This window comes from Binatus sp. (SeqCode), from assembly GCF_035272065.1.
Lineage (GTDB): Bacteria > Desulfobacterota > Binatia > Binatales > Binataceae > Binatus.
This window is the reverse complement of sequence record NZ_DATEQZ010000003.1, coordinates 1-24,498: the sequence shown is the minus strand read 5'-3', so window position 1 is coordinate 24,498 and position 24,498 is coordinate 1. Positions and strand designations below refer to the sequence as shown.

Sequence of the window (24,498 nt, the reverse complement as noted above, 5' to 3'; positions counted from 1 at the left end):
GGGAAGTAAGCGTGGTCGAGTCCGACGGAGGACCCGACCAGTCTGCCGTTTGGGATAACATCCACCCGGGCGAACCGCATCCGTTTCCGGTTGTTTCAACGCTGCCACGTTTGCCGGTGATGATCCCGGATGAGATCCTGGACTACTACGGCTGGGTCTTTTGCCAAGGCGGTTTCCTCAATCTCCAGATGACCTTTGAGCAGTTCCTGGCCGTGGTCGCCGCGGTAAGTCCTGCGGGACTGAGTCCGGAATACGACGCGAGCGAGGCATCCTACCCTAACGACTGATCCTCCGCGATAGTGCGTATAGCGCTGTTTTCGATGCCCGCCCGGGCGCAATCGGGCGGGCATCGATTTTCCCGGCTGTCGATTTTGATGATTTGGGGAATTGGTTGCGTCGCAGATTCATTTGTCCCCGGCTGAACCTTTGTTCGGCTCGCTTAACAAGGTGTTCCTGATCCAGATGCTGGGCAGATTGGCGCCGTCGGTGGGTGACTTGAGGCCGTTGTCCTGCGCGATTTGCCGCCAGTTGTCCTCGTTGCCGGTCGCCCGCTTGGCCAGACCCTTCAAGTCCTCGTTGGGCAGAAGAGCGTAGTTGACGCCGCCCTCTTTCGGAGTACCGCCCGAGGGCGGGAATTGCGCGGCGAGCTGATCGATCTTGGCGAACAAGTTCAGGCGCGTGGTGGCATTGTACTTGGTGATGTCCTCGTCGGGGATGTCCTCGGCGCGGACGTTGACGATTATTCGGGAGCTGCGCGGGTTGATCGGCACGACCTCGATCTCGTAGCGATATTGCGGATGCTTGCCGACGAGACTGCCGAGCACGCCGGGGCCGACGTCGGCATCCTTCCACAGCGTGACGAGGTGGTCGTCAGGCTTGACTTCGAACAGGATGCCCTCGCCGCGCAGCACGTCCTGGGTCAAGAGGAACGAATCATTTGCGGTGTACGGGACGTCGTGCTGCTCGCCTTCGGCCGCATCGGTGCCACCGCCGGCGGCGCGGTTGGCGTAATACGGAGCGTAGTAACATCCCGCGAATAGCAGTATCGAGGAGAAGATCGCGATTTTTCGAAGTTGCCGAAACACAGTCCGCACCGCACTCATCACCACCGCTAAGAAACCATGAGAGGTTCATGCGCGCAAGACGAACCGGCGCGAGCGGCCTCGCATGCGATTGAGATTGCACGACAAGCCCGCAGACGCTAATCAAATATACCCTTATGGCGGAGGCGGAAAACGAAACGCCGCGGCACGTGATGGCCGTGGTCGGCGCCGCGACGGCGGGATCGGAAATCGCGCGAATACTGGCGGAGCGCGGCGCGCTGGTGTTCGTGTTCGAGCAGAATGCGCGCCCGTACGGAAAAATCGAAGACGGGTTGCCGCGATGGCACGTCAAGCAGCGCAAGGACGAGTACGAGGAAATCAATAGGCGCTTGGACCATCCCAATATCGAATACGTGCCGATGACGCGGATGGGGCGCGAGCTCGATTTCGAAGACCTGCGGACCGGCTGGGGACTCAGCGGAATCGTGCTGTCGCACGGAGCATGGAAGGATCGCGCGTTTCCGGTCGAGGGCGCGGACCAGTTCATCGGTCGCGGCCTGGTCTATCAGAACAAGCTCATCTTCTGGTTCAATCACTACCCGGAAAAAAATTACGACGGCCCACGCTACGAGCTGACGCCGGGCGCGATCGTAGTAGGCGGCGGACTCGCGTCGATCGACGTGGTCAAGGTGCTGCAAATCGAGATGACGCTGGCTGCGCTGAAGGCGCGCGGTATCGCGGGCGACATGCTCGCGCTCGAGCGCGAAGGAATCGAGCCGGTGCTGAGTGCGAGCGGGCTGAAGTACGGCGACCTCGGCATCGCACCGTGCAAGTTGTATTACCGCCGGCGCGTGCTCGACATGCCGCTGTCGGACATTCCTCCCGACGCGCCGGCCAAGCGTGCCGACGCGCTCAGGCAGGCGCGCGCGAAGATCCTGGACAAGGCGCAGCGCAAATTTCTCTTCGAGTTTCAGGAACTGCGCGCGCCGAGCGGAGTGATCGTGGAGAATGGCATGATGGTCGGGGTGAACTTCAGCCGCACTGAAGTCGCGGACGGGCAAGTGCGGATCGTGGAGGAAGGGGTGGAGTCCGCGCGCGCGAAGCTGACGATCAGCTCGATCGGCAGCATCCCGGAGCCGATACCCGGAATTCCGCAGAAGGGCGAAGTCTATACTTACGCCGATCAGAAGATCGGGTTGCTGATTGACGGGCCGACCGCAGTGTTTGCGGCCGGTAACGTGCTGACGGGCAAGGGCAATATCAAGGACTCGCTCGACAGCGGTACCGAGATCGGAACGCGCGTGGCCGAGGCATACCTGGGACTGTCGAACGAGGAATTGAAGATTGCGGAGGGCGCGCGCAGAGATGCGGCGGCCTCGGGCGAAAAGATCGCGGGCGCGCTCAACTCGCGACAGAAAATTGCGCCGGAACATGTCGCGAGACTGCTCGGGCACGTGCGCAAACGCCAGCGGGCAGTCGGCTACGACGGCAACTATCGCGCATGGATCGCGAAGGTCACACCGGCCGATTTGCACTAGAATTCCCGCCCAGCGTTCCCCCCGCGCACGCGTCGCACGCGTCAGAGGGGATGAACTCTTGAGCCTGACGCCCAAGTGCGGGACATGCTATTCACTGAGTATGGAAAAGCGGTCACGACACACCCAGTCCGTTGCGACTTCGCTCCGCTGGCAGATGCTCCTGCTGAAAGCTATTTTTGACGGAACGAAGCTACCGGTAGTGGTACGATCATCGCTAAACCACAACTAGTAGTGTAAATTGCCACTTCTGAACAAATCGAACACTCACAATTCGGCGTTTTCAAGGTCCTCAATGGCGACCTCTTTTCAGGTTTTGCCTCGTTTCGGACCCGGCTATAGGCTCACTCGGATGACGGCAAAGGAGGTGGGGTGTGGACGAACTCAAGCGAACTGACCCGCAAATTTATCAGCTCATCAAGGACGAAGAGCGCTACGAGATCGATTCGGTCCGGCTGATCGCGTCGGAGAATTACGTCTCGAAGGCCGTGCTTGAAGCGACCGGCTCGATCCTCACCAACAAGTATTCCGAAGGCTACCCCGGACGCCGCTACTACGAAGGTCAGCGCAACATCGATCAGATCGAGACGCTGGCGGTAGAGCGCGCCAAGGCGCTGTTCAACGTCGATCACGCAAACGTGCAGCCGTACTCGGGGTCGCCGGCAAATCTCGCCGTATATTTCGCGCTGCTCAAGCCGGGCGACACGATCATGGGCCTCGCGCTGCCGCACGGCGGGCATCTGACGCATGGATGGCCGGTGAGCATCACAGGCACGTTCTGGCGCTCGGCGCAGTACGTGGTGGATCGCGAGAGTCACGTTGTGGACTTCGACATGGTCCGCGAGATGGCGCGCAAAGAGCGGCCAAAAATTATCGTGACCGGCGGCACTGCTTACCCGCGGTTGTGGGATTTCAAGAGCTTCAGCGAAGTAGCGAAGGAGGTCGGCGCGCTGCTGCTCGCCGACATCTCGCACGTCGCGGGATTGATCGTCGGCGGCGTGCATCCGAGTCCCGTGCCGTACGCCGACGTGATCATGACGACCACGCACAAGACGCTGCGCGGCCCGCGCGGCGCGATTATCATGTGCCGCAATGAATACGCCGAAGCGATCGACAAGGCGGTCTTTCCCGGGCTGCAAGGCGGTCCGCACAACCATACGACGGCAGCGATCGCGGTTGCGCTGAAGGAAGCGTCAACGCAGGAGTTCAAGGCGTACGCAAAAAAAGTGGTGAGCAATGCGAAGACGCTCGCCGACGAACTGCTGACGCGCGGCTTCAGTCTCGTCTCGGGCGGCACCGACAATCACCTGATCCTTGTCGATTTGACCAACAAGAAAGTGATCGGCAAGAAGGGCGCGAAGGCGCTCGACGCGGCCGGAATCGTCTGCAACTACAACACGGTTCCGTACGACCCGCGCAAGCCGTTCAGCCCGAGCGGGCTCCGGCTCGGCACGCCGGCGGTAACCTCGCGCGGGATGGGCGATCCCGAGATGCGGCAGATCGGAAAATTCATGGACGAGGCAATCGCGCACGCCGGCGACGAAGCAGCGCTAAGACGCATCGCGGCAGCAGTCACTGAAATGTGCCGCAAATTCCCCGCCCCGGGAATTGCGATCAATTAGCTCACAACCTCGAATACGTGTTATCAGTGGGTGCAGGGGTCACTCCTGCGATGGCAAAAATAAAAGTTGAACGCGGCCTGAATCTTGGGACGCCGTACACGCCTGACATGCAGGATGGCGGCAAGCGGTCCGAGCCGACGTGGAGCACGATTCGCGACCAGGTGCGCGAGGCGGAGGCGCTCGGCTACGACACGATCCTCGCGGTCGAAACGCAGCACGATCCGTATCTTCAGCTCGCAATCGCAGCGCAGGAGCCGTCGAAGATCGAGCTAGCGACCGGCATCGCGCTCGCATTCACGAAGAGTCCAGTCGCGACCGCATACGCCGCGTGGGATTTGCAGCGCATGAGCGGCGGGCGGCTGAACCTCGGACTTGGATCGCAGGTGAAAGGGCATGTGACGCGGCGCTTCGGGATGCCGTGGTCGAAGCCTGCGCAGCGGATGAAAGACTACGTCGGTGCGATGCGCGCGTGCTGGAGGACTTGGCAGACTCGCGAGCCGCTCAACTTTCAGAGCGAGCACTACAATCTGTCGCTGATGACGCCGAACTTCGCGCCGCCGCCGGTTTCGAATCCGCATATTCCGGTGCTGATTGCGGCGGTGCAGGAGCGGATGCTCCAGGTCGCGGGCGAAGTCTGCGACGGGGTGCGCCTGCATGGAATCGTAACTCGGAAATACCTCGATCAGATCGCGTTTCCGAATCTGAAAAAAGGCTTCGACAAGTCAGGCCGGCCGGCTGCGGAATGGAGCAATTTTCAAATCGGCGGCGGCGGCTTTCTATGCGCCGGGAAGGACAAGGACTCGCTCGCGCGTGCCGTCAACGGAATGAAATCGACGATCGCGTTCTACGGATCGACGCGCTCGTATCGCTCGAGTTTTGAAATCGACGGATGGGGCGACACGGCCGACCAGTTGCACAAATTATCCGTGCAACAGAAATGGCCCGAGATGGCGAAGCTGGTGACGGACGAGATGGTGCACGCGTTCGCGGCGGTCGGAACCTATGACGAGATCGCGGCGGTGATAAAGAAGCGTTTTGCCGGAGTGAACCGGCTCTCGTTCGACATGCCAGTGAAGAACGATCACGATCGCGGAGTGCTGACGGAAATTATCCAGGATCTGCGACGCTAACAGCCGAGGTCATGCGAGAGGCGGATTGATGTCCGACCACAGGCGGCGCATCAGCTCGATATGAGTCTCGACGGCCCATAACGTCTCGGCGGCGGCGCTCTCGGGTATCGCGCGGAAGATCGAACCGGCGCTCGAGTCGCCGTGATCCTTGTCAACCTTGACGTGCACGCTGAAAAACAGCAGCGCGTCGTCGGAGAGCTTGTAGTGGCGGCTGAGGCCGTAGATCACGCGGACGTATGCGTCAGGGTTGAAAAGCTCGGAGCCGAGGCTGATGCCGGCTAGCGTCACGTACCACGGCTTCGATTCGGCCAGCCAGTACATCCAGTGCATCATCGCGGTCGCGTCGGCGGTCATGCTCGCGCTGAGCAATTCGGCGCGCGGGATTCCGATGGCCTCGCCAAATTCGAGGTAGAGTTCCGGATGAGATCGATTGGCGCCGGAGACGCGGCCGAGTTCCTCCTCGATCAGGTTTTCGACGATCGCTTTGCGCGCTGGAAAGTCGTCGCACTTGGCATAGATGAGGCCGAGGATGTTGGCGTTGTGCGCCTTGTTGCCGATGAAAAGCTGCGTCGCCCAATGGCGAAGCTGCGCATCCGACAGTTCGCCGCGCTCGATCTTCTCGATAGTCGGATGCGAGCGAAGCGTGCGATTGTTGCGCTCGAGTTTTTCGATCAAGTTCTTGAGCTGGCGGGTCCCTTTTTCAACATCCATGTTCAATTTCCTTGTGGATTGGCGAGTCCGGAAGCCACCGCGGCGCGTTCGGCGGCGAGTTTTTCCGCGATGTCGCGGCGCATCTCGGATTTTCTGATCTTGCCGACGTTGGTAAGCGGCAGCTCGGCTACGATCTCGATTCGTTCGGGCCATTTGAATCGGGCGACGCCGCGAGCCGACAGAAACTCGCGCATTGCGGCTAGCGCGAAAGTCTCTCCATCGCGCAGTGACAAATAGGCGCAAGCCTTCTCACCGAGAATGGCATCGGGCATCGCCACCACGGCGGCGGCAGTGACAGCAGGATGCGCGGCCAAGTGCGCTTCGATTTCCTCAGCACTGATCTTCTCTCCGCCGCGGTTGATTAGGTCTTTGATCCTTCCTTCGACAACGAGATTCCCGGACGGATCGAGTCGGACGAGATCGCCGGTGCGATAGAATCCATCGGATGTGAATGCTTCGCGATTGCGCTCCGACGCGCGGAAGTAGCCGCGAATCGTATAAGGGCCGCGGCACCATAGTTCACCGACCTCGCCGGGCTCGACGTCGGTTCCGTCAGTGGCTACGATTCGGATTTCGTCAGCTGGGGAGAGCGGACGGCCTTGGGTCGTAAACGCGATCTCGTCGCGCTCGTCGAGACGCGTGTAGCACAACAGTCCTTCCGCCATTCCGAAAACCTGCTGCACGATCAGATGTGGAAAGGCGCGCTTGAGCGCTCGTGCGGTCGGCTCCTGGAGCCGTTGGCCGCCTACCGTGATTACGCGCAAGAAAGACAGTCTGGCGCGGAAAGACTGCGGAAGGTCCAGCAGGGAAAGGGCAATTGTCGGAACGCACGGCAGGTGAGTGATCCGCTCGCGCTCGATAATGTCCGCGAGATCGGTCGCCTTGGTCGATTGAGTGAAAAATGTGCGCGCGCCCGCAAAGAGGGCGCCGAGCAATCCCGGACAGCCCAGCGGGAAGTTGTGCCCGGCGGGAAGCGCGATCAGGATGCGAGACTCCGAGTCGACGCCGCTTACGACGGCGGATTCACGCGCGTTGTACAGATAGTCGGCGTGGGTGCGCGGCACCAGCTTCGGCATCCCGGTGGTGCCGCCGGAGAGCAGGAAGAACGCTACGTCGAACGGATCGCCGGTCGAAGGTCCGATCGAATGTGGTAGTCCGCCATCCTCGCGCATCGAAATGCATCCGTCGGCCGGCGCCGTCGAAAGAATAGATTTCAGAACAGGGAGCCGAGCCATGAGCCCGCGCGCCAGCGCAGCGTGATCGAATCCGCGATATTCGGGTGCGATCGCGATCGCCTTCGCGTCCGAGAAAGAGACTAGATAATCGAGCTCGGCTTTGCGAAAGGCGGGCAGCGCCATGACCGGAATCGCGCTAATTTCGAGGCATGCGATAGTCAACGTCGCGAATTCGACGCAGTTGGGGAGTTGAATGATAACGCGATCGTTGCGCGCGATCCCGTTGCGAGAGAGGAGGGTGGCGAGGTTTCCCGCTTCAGCGATTAGTTGCGAATAGCTAAGGCTTCGGGTCGAATCGGCCACCGCGATTGAGTCGGAGTGCTTGAGGACTGACTTGCCGATTGCCTGGGGAATGGTTTCGCGTCGCCAGATTCTCGCGCGAATATAGCGCTCTGCGAATTCGGCGGGGAATGGCGTGCATCCTTCGAGCATCGTCGTCGTCGCGCCTCACGTGGCGGCTCAGCGGACGGAGAGAGCCCCGGCGATCATACGGAAACATTCGTCCATGATGCGGCTGCGCTGTTCGTAATCGCGCGCCGGCTCGTACCATGTGTAGAACCAATTCATCGCGCCGAACAGCAGTGAGGTGAGGATTCGCGCCTGCTCGCGATCGAGAGGTTTGTTGCGATGCGCGGCGTAGGCCTCGAGCAGGCGGCGGCAGATGCGCGAGTACTCGCGCTTGAGGCGCGTGATGTCGGTGGCGTAGCGGCCGGTGAGAGAATCAGCTTCGCGCACGAGCACTTTCATCTCGGCGAGATTGTTCATGTGGTATTCGAGATGGCTGCGGATGAACAGACGCAGGCGATCTTCGGGGTCATCGGTCGACGATATTCGTGATTCGGCGAGCGAGACCAACTGCTCGAACGCACGCCGCGAGATGAGGTAAAGCAGTTCTTCCTTGTTGCGGAGGTAGTAGTAGATGCGGGGGAAGGAAATTCGTGCGCGGGCCGCGATGTCGCGAATCGATGCGAGGCCGAAGCTTTTCTCGGCGAAGACCGCGGCAGCCGATCGCAAAATGTGATCTATATTCGCGTCGTAGCGCTCGTCCGGCGCCATCGCGCGCGAGGACGGCTTGATTCGCGCGACCCGCTTCGGCGCTTCCTCGAGATTCGTCTTTTTCACTTCATCAACCTAGCTGAACCTGCGGCCGGCCGCAGGATCGGGAATCGGAATCTCGAGCTTGGTCAACAGATTGTTAACCTCCTCGGTGAATTCATCCCGCATCTGCTCGTTGCTGCGGCGTCGCAGGCCCCATCGGACGTAATCGAACTGCCGCTTCGATCCTGATTTTCCGAACATATCGAGTCCGGCGGGGTACCACTTTGCGAGATGTCTAATCAACAGTTCCCGTCCGCGGTCGCCTTCACGCTGAAGGTACCTGCGGATCAGCCGGTAGCCGAATGCGGCATGGCCGAGTTCCTCTTTGTGCACGCGCTCCGCGATTCGCGCTAGCGGCTCGTAGCTGCACCCGACCCACTCGTAGCCCATGTAAGCGCCTTGCCGGTCGGCGAAGAAGCTGAACAGTCCATATTCGAGCCAATCCTCGGCCCGGTCACGCATTTCAAAAATGTAGATCGGCATCGGCGACGCCATGAACTTGCTGTCAACGGTGACGCCCAGGTCTTCGAGCAGCGTCATCCAGTAACTCGCGTGGCGAACTTCATCGGACCAGAAGGCCGCGTACTCCGCCTTGTCTTCCGGGGTGGGCGCTAGCGCGAGCGGCTTGATGAGTGTGCGTTCGGGCGCGAGCATGTATTCGGACTCGATGCGCGACTGGATCGACAGCATCCGGACGAGAAGATCCTTGTAGTCGTCGGGCAGGCCCTCTGGGCCGGCGAAGCGGATCTCGGTCGCGGGGACTGGATTGCTCATCGATTTGTCTGTCCTCAAAAAAAACAGAGTCTGTTGTTCTGAACGATAGTTCAGAACCGGATCAATATCAACCCGCCATGGTCAATCCGCCGCTGACGCTCAGCACCTGGCCGGTGATGAAGTCGGAATCGGAACTCGCGAAGAACGCTACGGCTCCTGCCAGGTCGGCTGGTTGCCCGAGGCGGCGAAACGGGATGCCGCGCGCCATCGCGTCGAGAACTTTCTCGCGCCCGGCCATCGCGGTCTTGAGGAGCGCAGTGTCGGTCGGGCCGGGGCAGACGACGTTGACGTTGATGTGATTTGCGGCGAGCTCGCGCGCGAGCGTCTTCGAGAAGCCTATGATAGCGGCCTTGCATCCCGCGTAAACGGCCTCGCCGCTAGAGCCGACGCGGGCGGCGTCGGAAGAAATCGAGACGATTTTGCCCGCGCCGCGCGATTGCATCCGGGGCGCCACGGCCTTGCAGCAATTGAGTATGCCGCGATAGTTGATGGCGATCACCTTGTCCCAAAAATCGGGTGTGGATTCGACGAACGGCATCAGGATGTCCCATCCGGCGTTGTTCACCAGGATGTCGATCGGGCCCAACTCGCGCTCGACGCGGTCGGTCGCCGCGATGGCATCGTCAAGTTTGGTGACGTCGAGCGCGACCGCCATCGCGGATGCGCCGCCAGCGCGAATTTCCGCCGCGGCGTTCTCGGCCGAGTCAAGCTGGATATCGGCGAGCGCGACTTTCGCGCCTTCGTCCGCGAGCCGCGACGCGATCGCACGCCCGATTCCTTGCGCTGCGCCGGTTACGATTGCGACTTTGCCGGTGAGGCGTCCCATAGCTTCACTTCAACTGGCGATCCAGCCGCCGTCGATGATGAACGGGGCTCCGGTGGCGAACGGAGCTTCGTCGCTGGCCAGGAACAGCGCGGTCTGCGCGATTTCGTCCGCTCGGCCGACACGACCGAGCACGGAGCTGCGCTCGATGAATCTAGGTTCCAATCCCTTCGGCCCACGAATGCGATCCACCATCGGTGTGTGGATTACTCCCGGACAGATGCAATTGACGCGAACATTGTAGCGCCCGTACTCGAGCGCCGCGACGCGCGTCAGCGAGATTACGCCGGCCTTCGCCGCGCAGTATGCGGCCGCGCCTTTCAGTCCGACGATTCCTGCCACCGACGCCGTGTTGATTACCGCGCCGCCGCCGCGCTCGACGATTCGCGGGAGCCCGTATTTCATTCCAAGCCATACGCCGCGCAGGTTGATGGCGATCACGCGGTCGAACGCCTCTTCGCTGAGCTGCGCGATGAAGCCGGACTCGCCTTCGATTCCGGCGTTGTTGTACAGCACGTCGAGGCCGCCGAACGCGCGGACAGTTTCTTCGACCATCGCGCGCGCGTCCTCGGAGTCGGACACGTCGGCGCGGATCGAAATCGCTTCGCCACCGGCCGATTTGATCATGCGCGCCGTCTCGGCGGCTGACGCCTCGGCTACGTCGATAGCCGCGACCTTTGCACCTTCGCGCGCGAACAACACGGACGCCGCGCGCCCCATTCCAGAGCCAGCGCCAGTGATTAGCGCAATTTTTCCTCTAAGTCTCATTAGCACCGCTCCATTTGCCGCGGAGATTAGCGCATTTTGATGGGATGCAGTTAGCGGGATGCAATTCTATTTATTTAATGTGAAACCCACTGTGGGTTTCACGCTTCCTTGGGCAGGGGTGACCCCTGCACCCAGTGATAGTAAAGATGCGGGACTTCGTCCCTGTTTGGAAGTTTGCGGTGAGAATGCGAGACGGAGTCGCAGCCTGCTGGCTACGACTCCGCCTGGTCGATGGAGGTGCCGAACTAGTTGCTACTCGGTCGGGGCTGAATCTCGAGGGCTGCCGCTTTGCGCCCACAGTGCCTTCATCTCGGCGTGAATCTGGTCGAGCTTCGCCTTGGTCGCGGAGATTTGCGCGAGCTGAGTCGGGGTCAGCACGTTGCGGATCGCGATCGCGTCCTGAACCTTTTCATTGGTCATCTGACTCTGCAGCTGAGTGACTGTCGAGACGGAGCTGGACAAGTCAGATGCGGCTACCGCGCCGGTCGACGTGAACTTGGCCGCGATTGCTTCCTTGGCGGCTTTCATCTGCTGGTATTCAGCCTTCCGCGAAGCGTGGCGCGCCTCGAAGATAGCGTGAATCTGCTGCTTCTGCGCGTCAGTCAGATTGGCGGTCCTCAGCAACAGTGGAAGTGGGACACCGAGCACGTCCATACCGCCATGCATGCCGTGAAAGCCCCGATGCCCCATCGGGCCGCCCATGCCACCTGAATTTGACGAGGCGACATGCGCTACCGCCGCGACCAGGGCGACCGCCATAACTACGGGAACGATACCGCGAGAGAACTTCGAAACCATAAATAAACTCCTTGAATCCGTGGAGCGGCCACCTTGATTGGCGACATTCGCTCTCACCTAACTGTACGTTAAGGCGGAAAACCGGTTACGCGCGATCAATGAAAATCATGCGACGGCGGGACCGCGCCGGGAATCTTGATCTCCTCGAAGCGCCGCGCGCGAATCGCGGTCACGCCGTCAACCTGTTGCAGCACGCCCTCGGCCAGCAGGATTCCCGCGCTGCGCAGCAGCAGGCGGTTTTGCTGAAACAGGTCGGGCGTGACGATCAGGTTGGCGATTCCGGTTTCGTCTTCGAGCGTGATGAACAAAAAGCCCTTGGCCGTGCCGGGACGTTGGCGCACGATCACGACGCCAGCGGTCTTCACCCACGACTGATGCTTGGCGCGCGTCAGCTCGTCGGCGCTCAGAATTCCGCGCGCGGTCAAATCGCCGCGCAGATACGTCATCAGATGTGGTCCCGTCGTGAGGCCGGTCGCGGCGTAATCGGCGAGCGTTTCATCGATCGGCGACATCGTCGCGAGTGGAACCTCGCCATCTCGCGGGTTCGTGCCCGCCAGCAGGCTCCTGGGATCGCGCTCGACGGCGGCGGCATTCCACATCGCATCGCGTCGCGCCAGGCCGAACGCTGCGAACGCGCCCGCGTAGGCCAGTGCGTCGAGCTCGCGGCGGTTCGGGCCGACGCGCGCAGTTAGATCGGCGATCGAACCGAACTGTCGCTGCGCGCGCTCACTTTCGATTCTCTGTCCGACTTCCTCGCGCAGACCGGCGACGTACCGCAGTCCCATCCGTGTCGCGGGGCGGCCATCCAAAATTTCGATGGTGCATTTCCAATTTGAGCGCGTCACATCGATCGGCAGCACGATGACGCTGTGACGCGCAGCATCTTTCACCAGCGTCGAGGGATGATAGAAGCCGAGCGGGTAGCAGTTGAGCATCGCGGCCAGGAACGCCGCCGGATGATGGTACTTCAGGTACGCCGATGCGTATGCGATCAGCGCGAAGCTCGCGGCGTGCGATTCGGGGAATCCGTACAGCGCGAAGGACGTGATCGAGCGCACAATGTCGTCGGCGACGTTGCCTTGCAGGCCGTTGCGCAACATTCCGGCGCGCAGCCGCGCTTCGATTTTCTCCATCCGCTCCGCCGATCGCTTGAATCCCATCGCGCGGCGCAATTCCTCGGCCTCGCCGCCGCTGAATCCCGCAACCGTCATCGCCATGCGCAGCAACTGCTCCTGGAAAAGCGGGACGCCCAACGTACGTTTCAGGATCGGCTCGAGCGACGGATGCGGATACTCGACGGGCGCGCGTTTATTGCGGCGATCGAGATAGGGATGCACCATTTTGCCGACGATAGGGCCGGGACGAATTATCGCGACCTCGACCACCAGGTCGTAAAATCGCTCCGGCTTCATCCGCGGCAGCGTCGCCATCTGCGCGCGGCTCTCGATCTGGAAAACACCGACGGTATCCGCGCGCCGCAGCATCGCGTACACGCCTGGGTCGTCGGGCGGAAGATGCGCGAGATCGAGCTCGACGCCTTCGTGCGCGCGGATCGTCGGAATCGCCTCTTTCAGCGCCGCAAGCATCCCAAGTCCGAGCAAATCGATCTTGATGATGCCGAGGTCGGCGCAGTCGTCCTTGTCCCATTGAATCACCACGCGACCGGGCATCGAGGCAGGCTCGAGCGGGACGATCTCATCGAGCGGCTGCGCGGCGATCACCATGCCGCCGCTATGCTGCCCGAGATGGCGCGGCACGCTCTGAATCTTGCGCACAAGATCGACCATCATCATGATTCGCGGCGCTTCCGCATCGACGCCGCCGCGCTTGAGCAGCGCCACGAGATCGTCGTGATGGTCGCGGAACTCGTACACCTGGTTGAGCTTGGCAAGCCTGTCCACCTGCTCGGGCGAAAAGCCCAGCGTCTTGCCGACTTCGCGCACTGCGCTTCGCGTGCGATAGGTGATCACGTTCGCAGTCATCGCGGCGCCGCGTTCGCCGTAGCGGCGATAAACGTATTGAATCGCCATCTCGCGATCGTCGCCGCTGGGCAGGTCGAGATCGATGTCGGGCCATTCGCCGCGCTCCTCGGAAAGAAAGCGCTCGAACAGGAGCTCCATCTTGACCGCGTCCACCGCCGTGATTCCGAGCGCGTAACACACTGCGCTGTTGGCCGCGGAGCCTCGCCCCTGCACCATGACCCGATTCTCGCGGCAGAACTGGACGATGTCCCATACGATCAGGAAGTAGCCGGCGAGCTTGAGCCGCTCGATTATTCCGAGCTCATGTTCGAGTTGGCGGCGCGTGCGATCGTCGATCGTGCCGCGCCATCGCTCGCACGCACCCGCATAAGTGAGTATCCGTAAATAACTGTCAGGCGTTTCGTTCGGTGGCAGCGGATAGTCGGGAAAGCGATAGCCCATGTCGGATAGCTGGAAATTGCATCGCTCGGCAATCGCGCGCGAGGCGGCGACGGCGCCGGGCAGATCGCGAAACAGCGCGGCCATCTCGGCCGGCGATTTCAGATGACGCTGGCTGTTGATCCACAGTGCGCGGCCGGCTTCCTCGAGCGTGGTCTTGAGCCGGATGCATGTCAGCACGTCGAGCAACCTGCGATCCGAGCCGCCGTGACATACGTCGTTGGTCGCGACCACCGGGATTCGCACCGCGCCCGCAAGCGCTGCGAGCTTGCGATTAAGGCGCTCCTCGCCAGCGTCGAGATGACGCTGCAAATCGATGTAGAAATTCCCAGCGCCGAAAATTCCTGCAAGCCTCCGGCTCAGCTCGCGAGGATCCTCGCCGCGCACGAGCATGCGTGACAGCGGGCTCATCACGCCGCCGGCCAGGCAGATGAGTCCGTGGCCGTAGCGTTCCAGTTCGTCGAGCGTAATGCGACTCTCGCCCTTCGCTGGATAGACGGGAGGAGCCACAGAGCCGTCGCGCGCGAGCGCACCAGGATTGAGCACGCGCATCTTCGAGTCGGTGAGCATGCGGCAGAGATTCTGGTAGCGCTGGCGATCCGGCGCGAGGACGTAGAGGTGCGAGTCGTCGTCAAGCGTCAGCTCCGCACCAACGATTTGCCGGATTCCCGCGGCCTTCGCGGCCTGGTAAAAGCGCGGCGCGCCGTAAAGTCCGTCGCGATCGCCAAGCGCCATCGCGCTGTAGCCGAGTTCCGCAGCGCGCGTAGCAAGATCCTCGGGCGTACTCGCGCCTTCGAGAAAGCTGAATGCACTGCGCGCGCGAAGCTCGATGTAATCGGAGTTCATGCTGATGCGCCGCGAGGGCAACACCGTTATCGATCAGGTCTGAAATAGTTATTTGCCTGAGTGATGCGCGCGTCCTTTTCCCGAGCGAGACTCTTTTGACGGCCGCAGTGACGCTTCAAGGGCCTGCCGAATGTAACGCTGGTACGGGATGCCGCGGCGGTGCGCGACGGCGCGGACCGCGTTCAGGAGTTCCTCGGAGATTCGAAGATTGACCGACTTTTGTTTGGGCCTGAACTCGAACTGAAACGACGCGAAGTTTTCGGCGCTGATGTAGTCGGACAAATCCTGGTCAAGAAAGTTTTCCGCTTCCTTATCGCTTTTGAGCACGGGCAATTTCTTGCGCATATTTTTAAATCTCCTTCCTGTGCATGTAACGGGCACTGATGGGCCGCAGGAATACTCCGCCACGTGTTTGCCGGGGCGTGAAAACGACAAAGGTGTATCTCCCTTCTTCCGTCCGCCCCATCGCCAGAAAACGTGGCTCCGTGCGCGAATTCTTAAGGTCGAGAACGATCAGGGTCGCCGCATGAGCGAGAACATGCTCCACTTCAGGACTGAAACGCCGTGCTCCTGACACTTCGAGTGGTTGGCTTTGTCCCATACAAATCTTGAAAAGGTGACCTTTTGCATCCGCGCCCTCAGTGTATGCTAACGTCTATACAAGTGCCAATGCATTTTAATCAGTCGTAGGCGCCGTCGAGGAACCATTTGTGCGAGGTTGCGTCGCGGAAGACGCGATAGACGCCGCCGTCTTCGAGCGCGAGTTCATAGTAATCGCGAATGAAGCCGCTTTTGTCCCCGCCGTTCATTTTCGTTTTCGCATCGCCATTGAGATGCGGAGTGGGAGAGGGCGCCGGCGTGAGCGAGGACAGTGCCTTCAGATTTTCCGCGGATACCTGGCGCGGATGCGCGCCGAACATGCGTCCGTCATGTAGCTCCGGTCTTCGTTGCGGTGCGGGACTTTTATTGTCGGATGAATCCGCGGGCGTATCTGCATCCGCGGTGAATCCAAGCCACCATTCGCCGTCGCGCCGCCACGGCCCGGCGATCGAGATGACGCGAGCGCCAAGATTCTCGCCGCGGACGAACTCCGGAATCTCCTGCGAGCACATAACTTCGATTTCGCGCGCCGGACGAATCGCGCGAATCACCAGCTGCGTCACATTCTTCGCGGGCGCATTTTCGGGGATCGGGGGCGGAGCGGGCGGCGCGAACGGATCGAGCCGTGTCGCTTCGGGGCGATGCGAATTCTCTGCGCTCAGCATGCCGACGTTGCCGGGGCCGCATAGCGCCGACAACCGCGCAATCGTGGTCTGCAGCTTGTCGGGCGCGGGACTGGGCGGCAGGAACATGTCGGTCTGCGCGGGTCGCGGGACGCGCGGTGCAATTTCGATGCGAATCGATTCGACGGCGGCCTCGGGCGGTGCCGCCTCAAGGCTCAAGTTAATGAGCGTGAGAATCGCGCGGACGTCGTTCGACGGCGCCGCCACCTCGACCCGCCGATTGAAACTGCGATGGCCGCTCATCCCGAACGCGAGCGTGATATCGCCGGCCACCATGCCGCGCATCGAAAGCCGCTCGGCCAGCCGCTCGAGCATCGCGCGCATGACGAATCCCAGCGGCTCCAGGAGCTCGATACCGTATTCGAGCTCGACACTCTCGACGAAAAACTCGGCGTGTCGTCGCGGCACAATCGGCGCGTGACTGCCGCCGCGCGCGAGGCGGACCAGCTCGACACCGCGACGGCCGAGCCGCGTGCCGACCGCGTCGGGATTAAGGCGCGCCAGCTCGCCGAGCCGGCGCATTCCCCACCTGGCGAGCGTGATCTCGAGGTCGTCGCCGCGATCCGATTTTCCCAGCCCGAGCATGTCGAGCGGCAGCCAGTTGATGAATTCGCGCTCGCGACCGGCTTCGATCATGCGCACGCCGCCGCATCGCGCGGCCAGATGCGCCAGCTCCTTGTTGGCCGCGACGCCGGCGGCCGGCTCCATCCCGACTCTGCGCACGCATCGGACCAGCTCGGCGGTCATTTCTTCTTCGCTGTTGTAGATGCGATGCAGGCCCGCGAGATCGAGCCACGCGCATCCCGGCGCGCCCGACTCGACCACCGGCGAAACCGATTCGACCGCGTCGAGCAGGGCGGAATGCGCCGAGCTTTCCGCAGCGGGCGTGCGATGGACCACAACGAGGTCGGAGGAGATCGCGCGCGCCTGCGCGATCGTCATCCCAGGGCGGATTCCCAGCTCACGCGCACACGGCGAAATAGCGTCGAGCTCGGCGTGCGGCGCGAGGCTTTGCGCTATAGCAAGCACCTTGTCCGCGAGCGCGGGATTCGAGCGCACAATCGCCGCAATAGAAAAATCGGCGACCATGATGCACGCGATACGAGCCATCGGAACACCGCGCTAGCTGCTTGCGGAAACTCGAGCTGGAAATTCTTTGCGATCGAGATGCGGATGCACCTCGGCTGGAATTTGAATTGGATCAATGAGCGCGCGAACGCGAACACGCCGCCCCGTCCCGCCCATCTTGTTGCGCGCGACCATCGCGTCGACCGCGAGTCCGTCGAACATTACCGGCGAGCCGGGAGTGAGCCGGCTGAACGAAGTCTCGGCGCGGCTGGCGGACAGGCTCAGCGCGGCGAACGTCCCGCACATCCGCCACGGCGCGATCGCGATCACGGCTGCGCCGCTGCGCTCGGCCGCGCGCGCGATTCGCAGCGACGATGCGTAAGCGAGTGCGCGTGGGGCTTCGCCGAAATCGACGACGACCAGGCCGAAGCCTCCCGCCTCGAGCACGAGTTCCGCAGCTTTGACGATCGCCGATTGATGACGCTCGCGCGGGCTGACTGCGAAGCGGGAGTACGGAGGAGTCGCGCGCGCCATCCGCGACGACGATGACGTCTTCATCGACGCCCACAGCATCCGGCGCAGCTCGACTCCCGCAGCCGCCATGCTCTCGGGATCGAAACTGCCCGAACTGTCGAGCCATGCGGCGACCTCGCCACGGCGGGTAGCGAAGGCGGCGAACGATGCGGCAATCGAGGTCTTGCCCGAACCGGCGCGCCCCGTGATTTCGCTGATTCGTCCGCGCGGAATTCCGCCGTCGATCAGGGCGTCGAGCGGAGCGAGTCCGGAGCTTAGGCGGCGATCCTTGCGGGTCAGTTCATGCCCGCGAAAAACTCCTGAAAATTCAAGCTGTTGCGGCTTTTCGACCGAGATTTGCGATGGCAGTCTGACGGCCGGAATCGAGCTTGAAAGGTCGCTCCACGAGAGTTTTGGAAGTGCTGCCACCAGCACTGTTTTCGCTCTTTCTTCGCTTTTTGTCAACCAGAACTGAGCGAGACATTTACTGCATTTACTGCTCCATCACGACGCGGGTCACGCCGTTCAGGAAGGGATCGAGGCGGCGGGCGAGGTAGCTGGCGAGGAAGATTTTTGCGAACGCGATCGTCGGCGCGCCGGTCACGACGCGGCTGAGGAGTGAGTTCGACGCCACGAAGCGCGGTGCGATCTGCTGCATGTCCTGGATCGTTGTGATCTCGGGCCAGCGCTCGGCCTGGATATTGCGCGCGGCGAAATCGAGCGTGGCCTCGTCGGAGCGCATTATGAGCGCACGACCGAGATGGTTCGCTGTGACGACCGCGTCACGCAGTGCGACGTTGATGCCCTGTCCTCCGACGGGAGACATCGGATGGGCAGCATCGCCGATCAGCAGCAGGCCAGGCGCGGTCCATTCGCGCAGCCGATCGCAAATCACGTCGAGGAGGAACGGATGCGCCAGTCCGGTCTTATTCGCGACGAGAAAATTCCGCACGTCGGGTGACACGTGCGGCGCGAGTTCGTTGATCCATCCGTCGGCGCCCATCTTCTTGATGTCGCCGAAGGTGCCTTTGTCTATGACCCATCCGATCTGCATGTGACCCTCGGGAGACGGATACAGGATGAGCAGGTGCCCGCTGCCGATGTAGCCGCGCGCGGTGCGGCCGTCGAGAAAGTGGCCGGCGACGTGGCCCCATACGACATCGAAGCCTTGCATGATGCGGTCCTCGGGAAGGGCGGCGCGTTTTCGAATCGCTGATGCGCGCCCGTCGCATGCGATGACGAAGTCGCCGCGAAAATCGCGCGGACCTTCGAGCGTGTCAGCATGCACGCCCATCACGCGATCTTTTTCATAGATGAGATCGCGCACGGTGACGCCGCGCTCGAGCTTGAACCCGGGGAATTTCGCGGCCTCGGCAACGATCATCTCGAGCATCGCGGGCTGCGGCGCGACGCGCGGTGGCGGATCGAAGCCGTCGATTGGAATGGCGACCACTCGCCGCGCGCCACGAAAGAGCTCGACCGTTCGAAACGACAGGTTTGGCAAAGCGTCGAGCGGTTGACGAAGGCCGGCCTCGTGGAGCGCCGCAATTCCCGACGGCATCAGGATCTCGCCGCGGAACTCGCGCGAGAAATCAGTCTGCCGTTCGAGCAGCTTCACCGGGACGCCGCGGCGCGCGAGCAGGTAGGCGAGCAGGGCGCCCGCCGGTCCGGCGCCTACGACGACTGCATTCAGCATCTTACGCTCATCGCCAAACTCCGCCCCGCAGCATTTTCAACACCCTGTAAAGGGCAGGAGTGCCGAGCGGGGCCAATTGCGCCGGCGCTAACGGTCCGAGCAATCAAGCTGGCGCATGGCCATGGCGCCGTCAGCCTTCACGCTTGATTACCAGTGCTCCGTATTCTTCCAACGTGATAGTTCCGCCGAGCTCCCTGGCAACGCCGCTATCGCGTGCGGGCAAACTGTCCTGAATCGCATCGATCCGTTTCCATTGCGGGGCGGGCGGCGCCGCGCAACCGGCCTGCGGTGCATACTTTGAGGTTTGCAGGCGCTGGTACCTGTGAATGTAGCGCGGGCAATTGATGAAAGCTTCGGTGACCGTGACGCGGACCAGCAGTTCCGCACCGATAAACTCCGTGAGCAACGGATCGTACCGATCGATAGTCGCTACGCCATGTACTCGCACGCGATGCGGCGTCTCAAAATCGATGAATAACATCCCGACCTTGTGGCTGGTGTTGATATTGCCCATCGACAGCAACATCCCGTTGCCGTTGTAGCTGGGGAACACGATGGTCCTGGGATCCGGCACCCTGACGAAGCCGGGCGCGCCGCCTTTGTAGGAGCAGGTGGGATAGCCGCGATGATCGACAGAAGTGAGAAAGAACATGTCGCGGCTTTCGATAAATGCTTTCTGATCGCCCGCCAGCTCCGGTCGAGCCATTGCTTCCAGCCGATCGGCCAGCCGCGTGGTATCAAACGTCCGCTGCAAGGCCCGATGCTCCGTGCTGTAAAGCTCGCTCATGCTGCCCTCCAAACGACCTCGATCCCGCGCTCAGACTTCGCGGGAGGTTTGGTCGTCGATTAACGTGGCCAGGCCGTCGCGGTAGGGCGACGGTTCGAGCTTGCCGACGATCGCGCGCGCGATCGCGACCTGCTCGGCGGCGAGACGGCGCGCTTCGGCGATGATTTCAGGATCGCGCAGGAGGTCGAGCGCGCGTTCGAACACCGCGCTTTCCATCTGCGTCCCGTTCTGAAAGAGCGCGCGCAGCTCGGCGTTGCGCTCGACGCCGAGCACGACCGGCAAGGAAGGAATGCCGGCGCGCAAATCGGAGCCGACCGGCTTGCCGATTTTTTCTTCGGGTCCTAGGATGTCGAGCAGGTCATCGACCATCTGGAACGCCAGGCCCATCGCGGTGCCGAGCTTCGCCATCGCGTCGATCGTCCGGGGCGATACGCCAGCGAGGTCCGCGGCGAGCCTGCCGCCGGCGTGAAACAGCGACGCGGTCTTGCGATCGATCACGTTGGTATAGTCGGCCAGGGTTGCAGCCGCGTTGTGACGAAACCTGCTCTCCATCACTTCTCCTTCGGTGAGCTGGATGCAGGCCTGCGCCGCAGTTCGCACGAGACGTTCTTCGAAGCGGCTGGAAACCTCGAACGCGCGGCAGAACAGGTAGTCGCCGGCGATCAGCGACGGGCCGAAGCCGTAGCGGGCGAAGGCCGACGGCTTGCCGCGGCGCAGCAGGCCGCGATCGATGATGTCGTCGTGGAGCAGAGTCGCGGAGTGGATCAGCTCGAGCGCGATTGCCGCGTCGATCGGTTCGTCAACTCTCGCGTCGGGTCCGCCGCATGCGCGATACACCAGCATGATGAACGTCGGGCGCAGCCGCTTGCCGCCCGCATCGACGAGGTAGTGGCAGATTTCCGCGATGATCGGTTCTTTCGAGTCGAGCAGCCGCGTGAGTTTCGCTTCGACCGCCGCCAGGTCGCCTTCGATGAGGCGCGCGGGGTTTAACGCGTCAGGCGTCGAGGCGGCGGCGAGTTGAGTGGCTTTGGCTCTTTTCACTTTCTATTTTTTTCAGTGAAATTGTATCAGCGGAATAAATCGGCTTCGGCGGGACGAATCAATATCTTCGCGCTGCCTTCGAACGGTTCAAATTTGTAGCCGCGCACGACCACTGCCGGAATGGCGCCCGCTTTTTCCATCAGCAGGCCGGCGGCGGATGCGATCTCGTCGGCGATTGCGACGACGGTGTGATGCAATCCGCGGCCCCCCAGGTCGGTGGTGCCGCGCAAGTCGAGTATCGGATTCATGCCTGCTATGCCGAGGCAGATTTCCGTGAGGCCGTCGCGCCACGGACGGCCGAAGGTGTCGGTGATCAGTACGGCGACGGTGACGTTGAGCCGTCGGCGAATCTCGTCGCGAAGACGGCGCGCGGACGCGTCGGGATCTTCCGGCAGCAGGATTGCGCGCTCGTCCTCGAGGCTGTTGGACTCATCGACGCCGGCGTTGGCGCAGACCCATCCGGGCCCGGTCTCGACGATCAGCACGCCGCGATCGTTGCGGACGATTCTGCTGGTCTGGCGCAGCACGATTTCGATCGCGCGCGGATCTTTCTCCCATCGCCTGGCGTAGGTTTTGGCGAATTCGGAGGGTTCGAAATCCTTGAAATTCACGACGCGGCCTTCCGCTTTCGAGACTACCTTCTGGCATACGACGAGAATATCGCCGGCCGCGAGCTTGAAGCCGGTGTGGTCGAGTCCCTTGGCGATCAGGGCGGCGAGATCGTCGCCGGCCTTCACCATCGGAATGCCCTCGACCGCTGTGAGACTTATCGTGCGCATCGGCGGCACCAGAATACTACACCTGAAGCTCTTGCAGAACCACTTTTGCCAAGGCTGCGGCACGCTCGGGAGTGGTCATGATCGTGTCGGTTGCAATCGCGCGCATCCCAAGCCGCTCGATCGGTTCCACGTAGCGCGCATCGGATTTGTCGAGAACGAACAGTCCGGCGATGTCGCGATAGAGCCGCGCGACTCCGAGCGGCGAGACTTCCATTCCAAGGCCGCGGAGCATTTTGTCGGCGGGACCTTTGATCGTCCTACCGCCGACGATCGGGCTGATGGCCGCGACCCGCGATTTGACTTTCCGTAGCGCGTCGCGCACACCCGTCAATTGTAAAATCGGGCCGAGCGAAACGAACGGATTCGACGGCGCCAGGATCACTGCGGCGGATTTGCGAATCGCCCCGAGCACCGCCGGAGTAGGGCGCGCATCAGCGATTCCATGCAGCTCGATCTTTTCGACAGCGCCGCGTGCGCGTCCGCGTACGAAATATTCCTGGAACGGGATCGCGCGACGCCCGCGCAGTTTCACGAAGGTGCGCACCCGGTTGTCGCTCATCGGCAGGATCTTCGACCTGACTGCGAATGCATGCGCGATCTCGGTGGTGATGCGAGTCAACGATGCGCCCTGACGCATCCGCTCGGTGCGATATAGATGAGTGGCGAGGTCGCGGTCGCCAAGCCCGAACCACGGCCTGCCGTAAAAGCGCTCGAGCGCCGGCAACACGTTGAACGACTCGCCCGCGAGGCCCCAGCCTTGCGCGCGATTCACCGCGCCCGCGAGCGTGTAGGTGGCGGTGTCGATATCGGGCGAGACGTGGAGCCCGTAAAAGGTTTCGTCGTCGCCGGTGTTAACGACGACGGTCAGCCGCGCGGGATCGATTCGCTGAACGAGTCCCCGGATGAACTTAGCCGCACCCACTCCCCCCGCTAGCGTGGTTATCTGCCGGGGCGGGAGAGGTCGCGATTGGCCGCGCGCCATTGGGTGCCTTTTTTCCGTAAAGCTTCTTGTAGAGCGTGGTGCGTTCGACCGCGACGCGGCCCATCTCACGCGCTTTTTCCTCGAACACGTCGACCGGCACGAACTCGCCCGAGTCGCCGCCCGCCTGGGCCGTGATGCTTTCCTCCATCAACGTGCCCGACAGATCGTTGCATCCGGCCTTGAGCGTGAGCGCCGCGAGATCGACGCCGCACTTGACCCACGACGTTTGAATGTTGTCGATCTGCCCGCGTAGGAACAGGCGCGAGAACGCGTACATCTGGAAATCGAGCTGTCCGCGATCGACAGGCGACACCAGGCCCTTGCGATAGAGCATCGTGTTCTGATGGATGAATCGCAGCGGCACGAACTCGGTGAAGCCATGCGTCTGCTTCTGGATCGTGCGGAGCAAGTCGAGATGATTCACAACGTGTTGCGGACTCTCGACGTGTCCGTACATTACAGTTGAGGTCGTCGGCACGCCGACCGCGTGCGCAGTGGTGATTATTTCGACCCACGCGGCGACATCGACTTTCTTGTGACTGAGGATCTCGCGCACGCCGTCGTCGAGGATTTCCGCCGCCGTGCCCGGAATCGAGCCGAGCCCGTGCTCCTTGAGCATCGTGATGTATTCCGGGTAGTCCATCCGGACGCGCTTGGCGCCGTACATTATCTCCATCGGCGAGAACGCGTGGATGTGAATCTCAGGGAACGCGCCCTTCATCGCGTCGAGCAGGTCGCGATACTTGAACGGCGGCATATCGGCGTTGATACCGCCCTGCATGCAAATCTCGGTCGCACCGCGCGCGACCGCGTCGGCCACTTTGCGCACGATCGTTTCGTCGGAATGATCGTAGGCGTCGGCCTCCCAGCGCTGACGCTTGAAGCCGCAGAACTGGCATCCCACGAAACAGATATTGGTGAAGTTGATGTTGCGATTGACGACGTAAGTGACTTCGTCGCCGATATCCTCGGCGCGCGCGAGGTCCGCGCATTTCACCGTCGCGCGCAGATCGTCGCCCTCGGACGTGTACAGCGACAGTCCTTCTTCAGGCGTCAGCTCTTTTTTCAGGAGAGTGTGTTCAAGCGCAGTGCGCACCGCCGGGGACGCCTTGCCGAGCAAAGCCTCAACGGGCGTCGCCTCGATTTCATCGACGTAGGTGCGCCAGTACTCCAGGTTCATTATTGGCCTCCGACAGGTCGATCCCATATCGCGCGCACTTTAGTCGCGACCGCCGGGTCGAGCCACTCATCATTGATGTATTCGTTGTAAATTGCGAGCCTTTCACCAAGCTTGAATCCCGCGCGCGCGCATTGCTCGCCTAGCCTTTCGATATGCGGCCACGGCGCCTCGGGGTTCACGTAGTCCTTGCTGAGCGGCGAAATCCCGCCCCAGTCGTTGATTCCCGCATTCAGGAACAACTCGATCTGACGCGGCGACAAGTTGGGCGGCGCCTGCACGTTCATCGCGGGGCCGAGCACCAGGCGCGCGGTCGCGATCGCGCGCGCCATGTCGTAGGCGTCAGGCTCCGGCGCGTCGGCCATCGCA

General features: G+C 62.0%; 23 protein-coding genes and 1 pseudogene. 4 read left to right on the top strand and 20 right to left on the bottom strand.

Translation table 11 applies throughout. The features are described 5' to 3' along the window. The first annotated feature begins 11 nt into the window (after positions 1-11). Complete coding sequence (locus VJX68_RS00325; protein ID WP_324093640.1) at positions 12-287, top strand: sulfurtransferase TusA family protein; 276 nt, start codon at positions 12-14, stop codon at positions 285-287. A 117-nt stretch (positions 288-404) separates the two neighbouring features. On the opposite strand, the gene VJX68_RS00320 is transcribed toward VJX68_RS00325, so the two are convergent. Beyond that, positions 405-1,085, bottom strand: a complete 681-nt coding sequence (locus tag VJX68_RS00320) for a hypothetical protein (protein ID WP_324093639.1) — start codon at positions 1,083-1,085, stop codon at positions 405-407. Between the two features lie 134 nt (positions 1,086-1,219). Here VJX68_RS00320 and VJX68_RS00315 point away from each other — a divergent pair, with 134 nt between their 5' ends. The 3 genes from VJX68_RS00315 to VJX68_RS00305 all read left to right on the top strand — a co-directional run bounded on the left by VJX68_RS00315 (position 1,220) and on the right by VJX68_RS00305 (position 5,330). Continuing rightward, positions 1,220-2,581, top strand: a complete 1,362-nt coding sequence (locus VJX68_RS00315) for a ferredoxin--NADP reductase domain-containing protein (protein WP_324093638.1) — start codon at positions 1,220-1,222, stop codon at positions 2,579-2,581. 371 nt (positions 2,582-2,952) lie between these two features. Beyond that, complete coding sequence (locus tag VJX68_RS00310; protein WP_324093637.1) at positions 2,953-4,200, top strand: serine hydroxymethyltransferase; 1,248 nt, start codon at positions 2,953-2,955, stop codon at positions 4,198-4,200. Between the two features lie 50 nt (positions 4,201-4,250). Further along, positions 4,251-5,330, top strand: a complete 1,080-nt coding sequence (locus VJX68_RS00305; protein ID WP_324093636.1) for a TIGR03617 family F420-dependent LLM class oxidoreductase — start codon at positions 4,251-4,253, stop codon at positions 5,328-5,330. 9 nt (positions 5,331-5,339) lie between these two features. Here the strand turns inward: VJX68_RS00305 and VJX68_RS00300 are convergent, their stop codons facing one another. From VJX68_RS00300 to fbiC, 19 genes and pseudogenes are all read right to left on the bottom strand, one after another. Beyond that, positions 5,340-6,041 (bottom strand): iron-containing redox enzyme family protein, encoded by a 702-nt coding sequence (locus VJX68_RS00300; RefSeq protein ID WP_324093635.1) that lies wholly within the window; start codon positions 6,039-6,041, stop codon positions 5,340-5,342. 2 nt (positions 6,042-6,043) lie between these two features. Continuing rightward, on the bottom strand, positions 6,044-7,708 hold the full coding sequence (locus VJX68_RS00295) for a (2,3-dihydroxybenzoyl)adenylate synthase (protein ID WP_324093634.1): 1,665 nt from the start codon (positions 7,706-7,708) through the stop codon (positions 6,044-6,046). A gap of 27 nt (positions 7,709-7,735) precedes the next feature. Next, positions 7,736-8,398, bottom strand: a complete 663-nt coding sequence (locus VJX68_RS00290; RefSeq protein ID WP_324093633.1) for a TetR/AcrR family transcriptional regulator — start codon at positions 8,396-8,398, stop codon at positions 7,736-7,738. A gap of 9 nt (positions 8,399-8,407) precedes the next feature. After that, entirely contained in the window at positions 8,408-9,148 is a 741-nt protein-coding gene (locus tag VJX68_RS00285) for a Phenylacetic acid catabolic protein (protein ID WP_324093632.1), read from the bottom strand. Between the two features lie 67 nt (positions 9,149-9,215). Further along, on the bottom strand, positions 9,216-9,974 hold the full coding sequence (locus VJX68_RS00280; protein WP_324093631.1) for an SDR family NAD(P)-dependent oxidoreductase: 759 nt from the start codon (positions 9,972-9,974) through the stop codon (positions 9,216-9,218). Between the two features lie 9 nt (positions 9,975-9,983). Continuing rightward, positions 9,984-10,739, bottom strand: coding sequence for an SDR family NAD(P)-dependent oxidoreductase (locus VJX68_RS00275; RefSeq protein ID WP_324093630.1), 756 nt, complete (start codon positions 10,737-10,739; stop codon positions 9,984-9,986). A gap of 252 nt (positions 10,740-10,991) precedes the next feature. Continuing rightward, positions 10,992-11,537: a periplasmic heavy metal sensor gene (locus tag VJX68_RS00270; protein ID WP_324093629.1), complete on the bottom strand. Its 546-nt coding sequence runs from the start codon at positions 11,535-11,537 to the stop codon at positions 10,992-10,994. A 95-nt stretch (positions 11,538-11,632) separates the two neighbouring features. After that, positions 11,633-14,803, bottom strand: a complete 3,171-nt coding sequence (locus VJX68_RS00265; protein WP_324093628.1) for an error-prone DNA polymerase — start codon at positions 14,801-14,803, stop codon at positions 11,633-11,635. Between the two features lie 48 nt (positions 14,804-14,851). Continuing rightward, positions 14,852-15,148, bottom strand: a complete 297-nt coding sequence (locus tag VJX68_RS00260) for a BrnA antitoxin family protein (RefSeq protein ID WP_324093627.1) — start codon at positions 15,146-15,148, stop codon at positions 14,852-14,854. Positions 15,149-15,152: 4 nt separating this feature from the next. Continuing rightward, entirely contained in the window at positions 15,153-15,404 is a 252-nt protein-coding gene (locus VJX68_RS19025) for a BrnT family toxin (RefSeq protein WP_349255873.1), read from the bottom strand. Positions 15,405-15,483: 79 nt separating this feature from the next. After that, positions 15,484-17,196, bottom strand: coding sequence for a DNA polymerase Y family protein (locus VJX68_RS00255; RefSeq protein WP_324093626.1), 1,713 nt, complete (start codon positions 17,194-17,196; stop codon positions 15,484-15,486). A gap of 12 nt (positions 17,197-17,208) precedes the next feature. Further along, positions 17,209-18,102: an ATPase domain-containing protein gene (locus VJX68_RS00250; protein ID WP_324093625.1), complete on the bottom strand. Its 894-nt coding sequence runs from the start codon at positions 18,100-18,102 to the stop codon at positions 17,209-17,211. Positions 18,103-18,160: 58 nt separating this feature from the next. After that, positions 18,161-19,363, bottom strand: coding sequence for an FAD-dependent monooxygenase (locus tag VJX68_RS00245; RefSeq protein ID WP_324093624.1), 1,203 nt, complete (start codon positions 19,361-19,363; stop codon positions 18,161-18,163). 130 nt (positions 19,364-19,493) lie between these two features. Next, entirely contained in the window at positions 19,494-20,150 is a 657-nt protein-coding gene (locus VJX68_RS00240) for a pyridoxamine 5'-phosphate oxidase family protein (protein WP_324093623.1), read from the bottom strand. 30 nt (positions 20,151-20,180) lie between these two features. Continuing rightward, on the bottom strand, positions 20,181-21,191 hold the full coding sequence (locus VJX68_RS00235) for a polyprenyl synthetase family protein (protein ID WP_324093622.1): 1,011 nt from the start codon (positions 21,189-21,191) through the stop codon (positions 20,181-20,183). Between the two features lie 26 nt (positions 21,192-21,217). After that, the gene (cofE, locus tag VJX68_RS00230) at positions 21,218-21,970 is read right to left on the bottom strand and encodes a coenzyme F420-0:L-glutamate ligase (protein ID WP_324093621.1); all 753 of its coding nucleotides are present in this window, start codon (positions 21,968-21,970) and stop codon (positions 21,218-21,220) included. Between the two features lie 16 nt (positions 21,971-21,986). Further along, a complete protein-coding gene (cofD, locus tag VJX68_RS00225; RefSeq protein WP_324093620.1) occupies positions 21,987-22,892 on the bottom strand; it encodes a 2-phospho-L-lactate transferase in 906 nt (301 codons plus the stop codon). After that, the gene (cofH, locus tag VJX68_RS00220; RefSeq protein WP_324093619.1) at positions 22,879-24,132 is read right to left on the bottom strand and encodes a 5-amino-6-(D-ribitylamino)uracil--L-tyrosine 4-hydroxyphenyl transferase CofH; all 1,254 of its coding nucleotides are present in this window, start codon (positions 24,130-24,132) and stop codon (positions 22,879-22,881) included. Before cofH ends, cofD begins: the two co-directional genes overlap by 14 nt. Next, positions 24,132-24,498 (bottom strand): annotated as a pseudogene (gene fbiC / locus VJX68_RS00215) (7,8-didemethyl-8-hydroxy-5-deazariboflavin synthase); the annotation flags it as partial. The gene cofH and the pseudogene fbiC, both read right to left, overlap by 1 nt.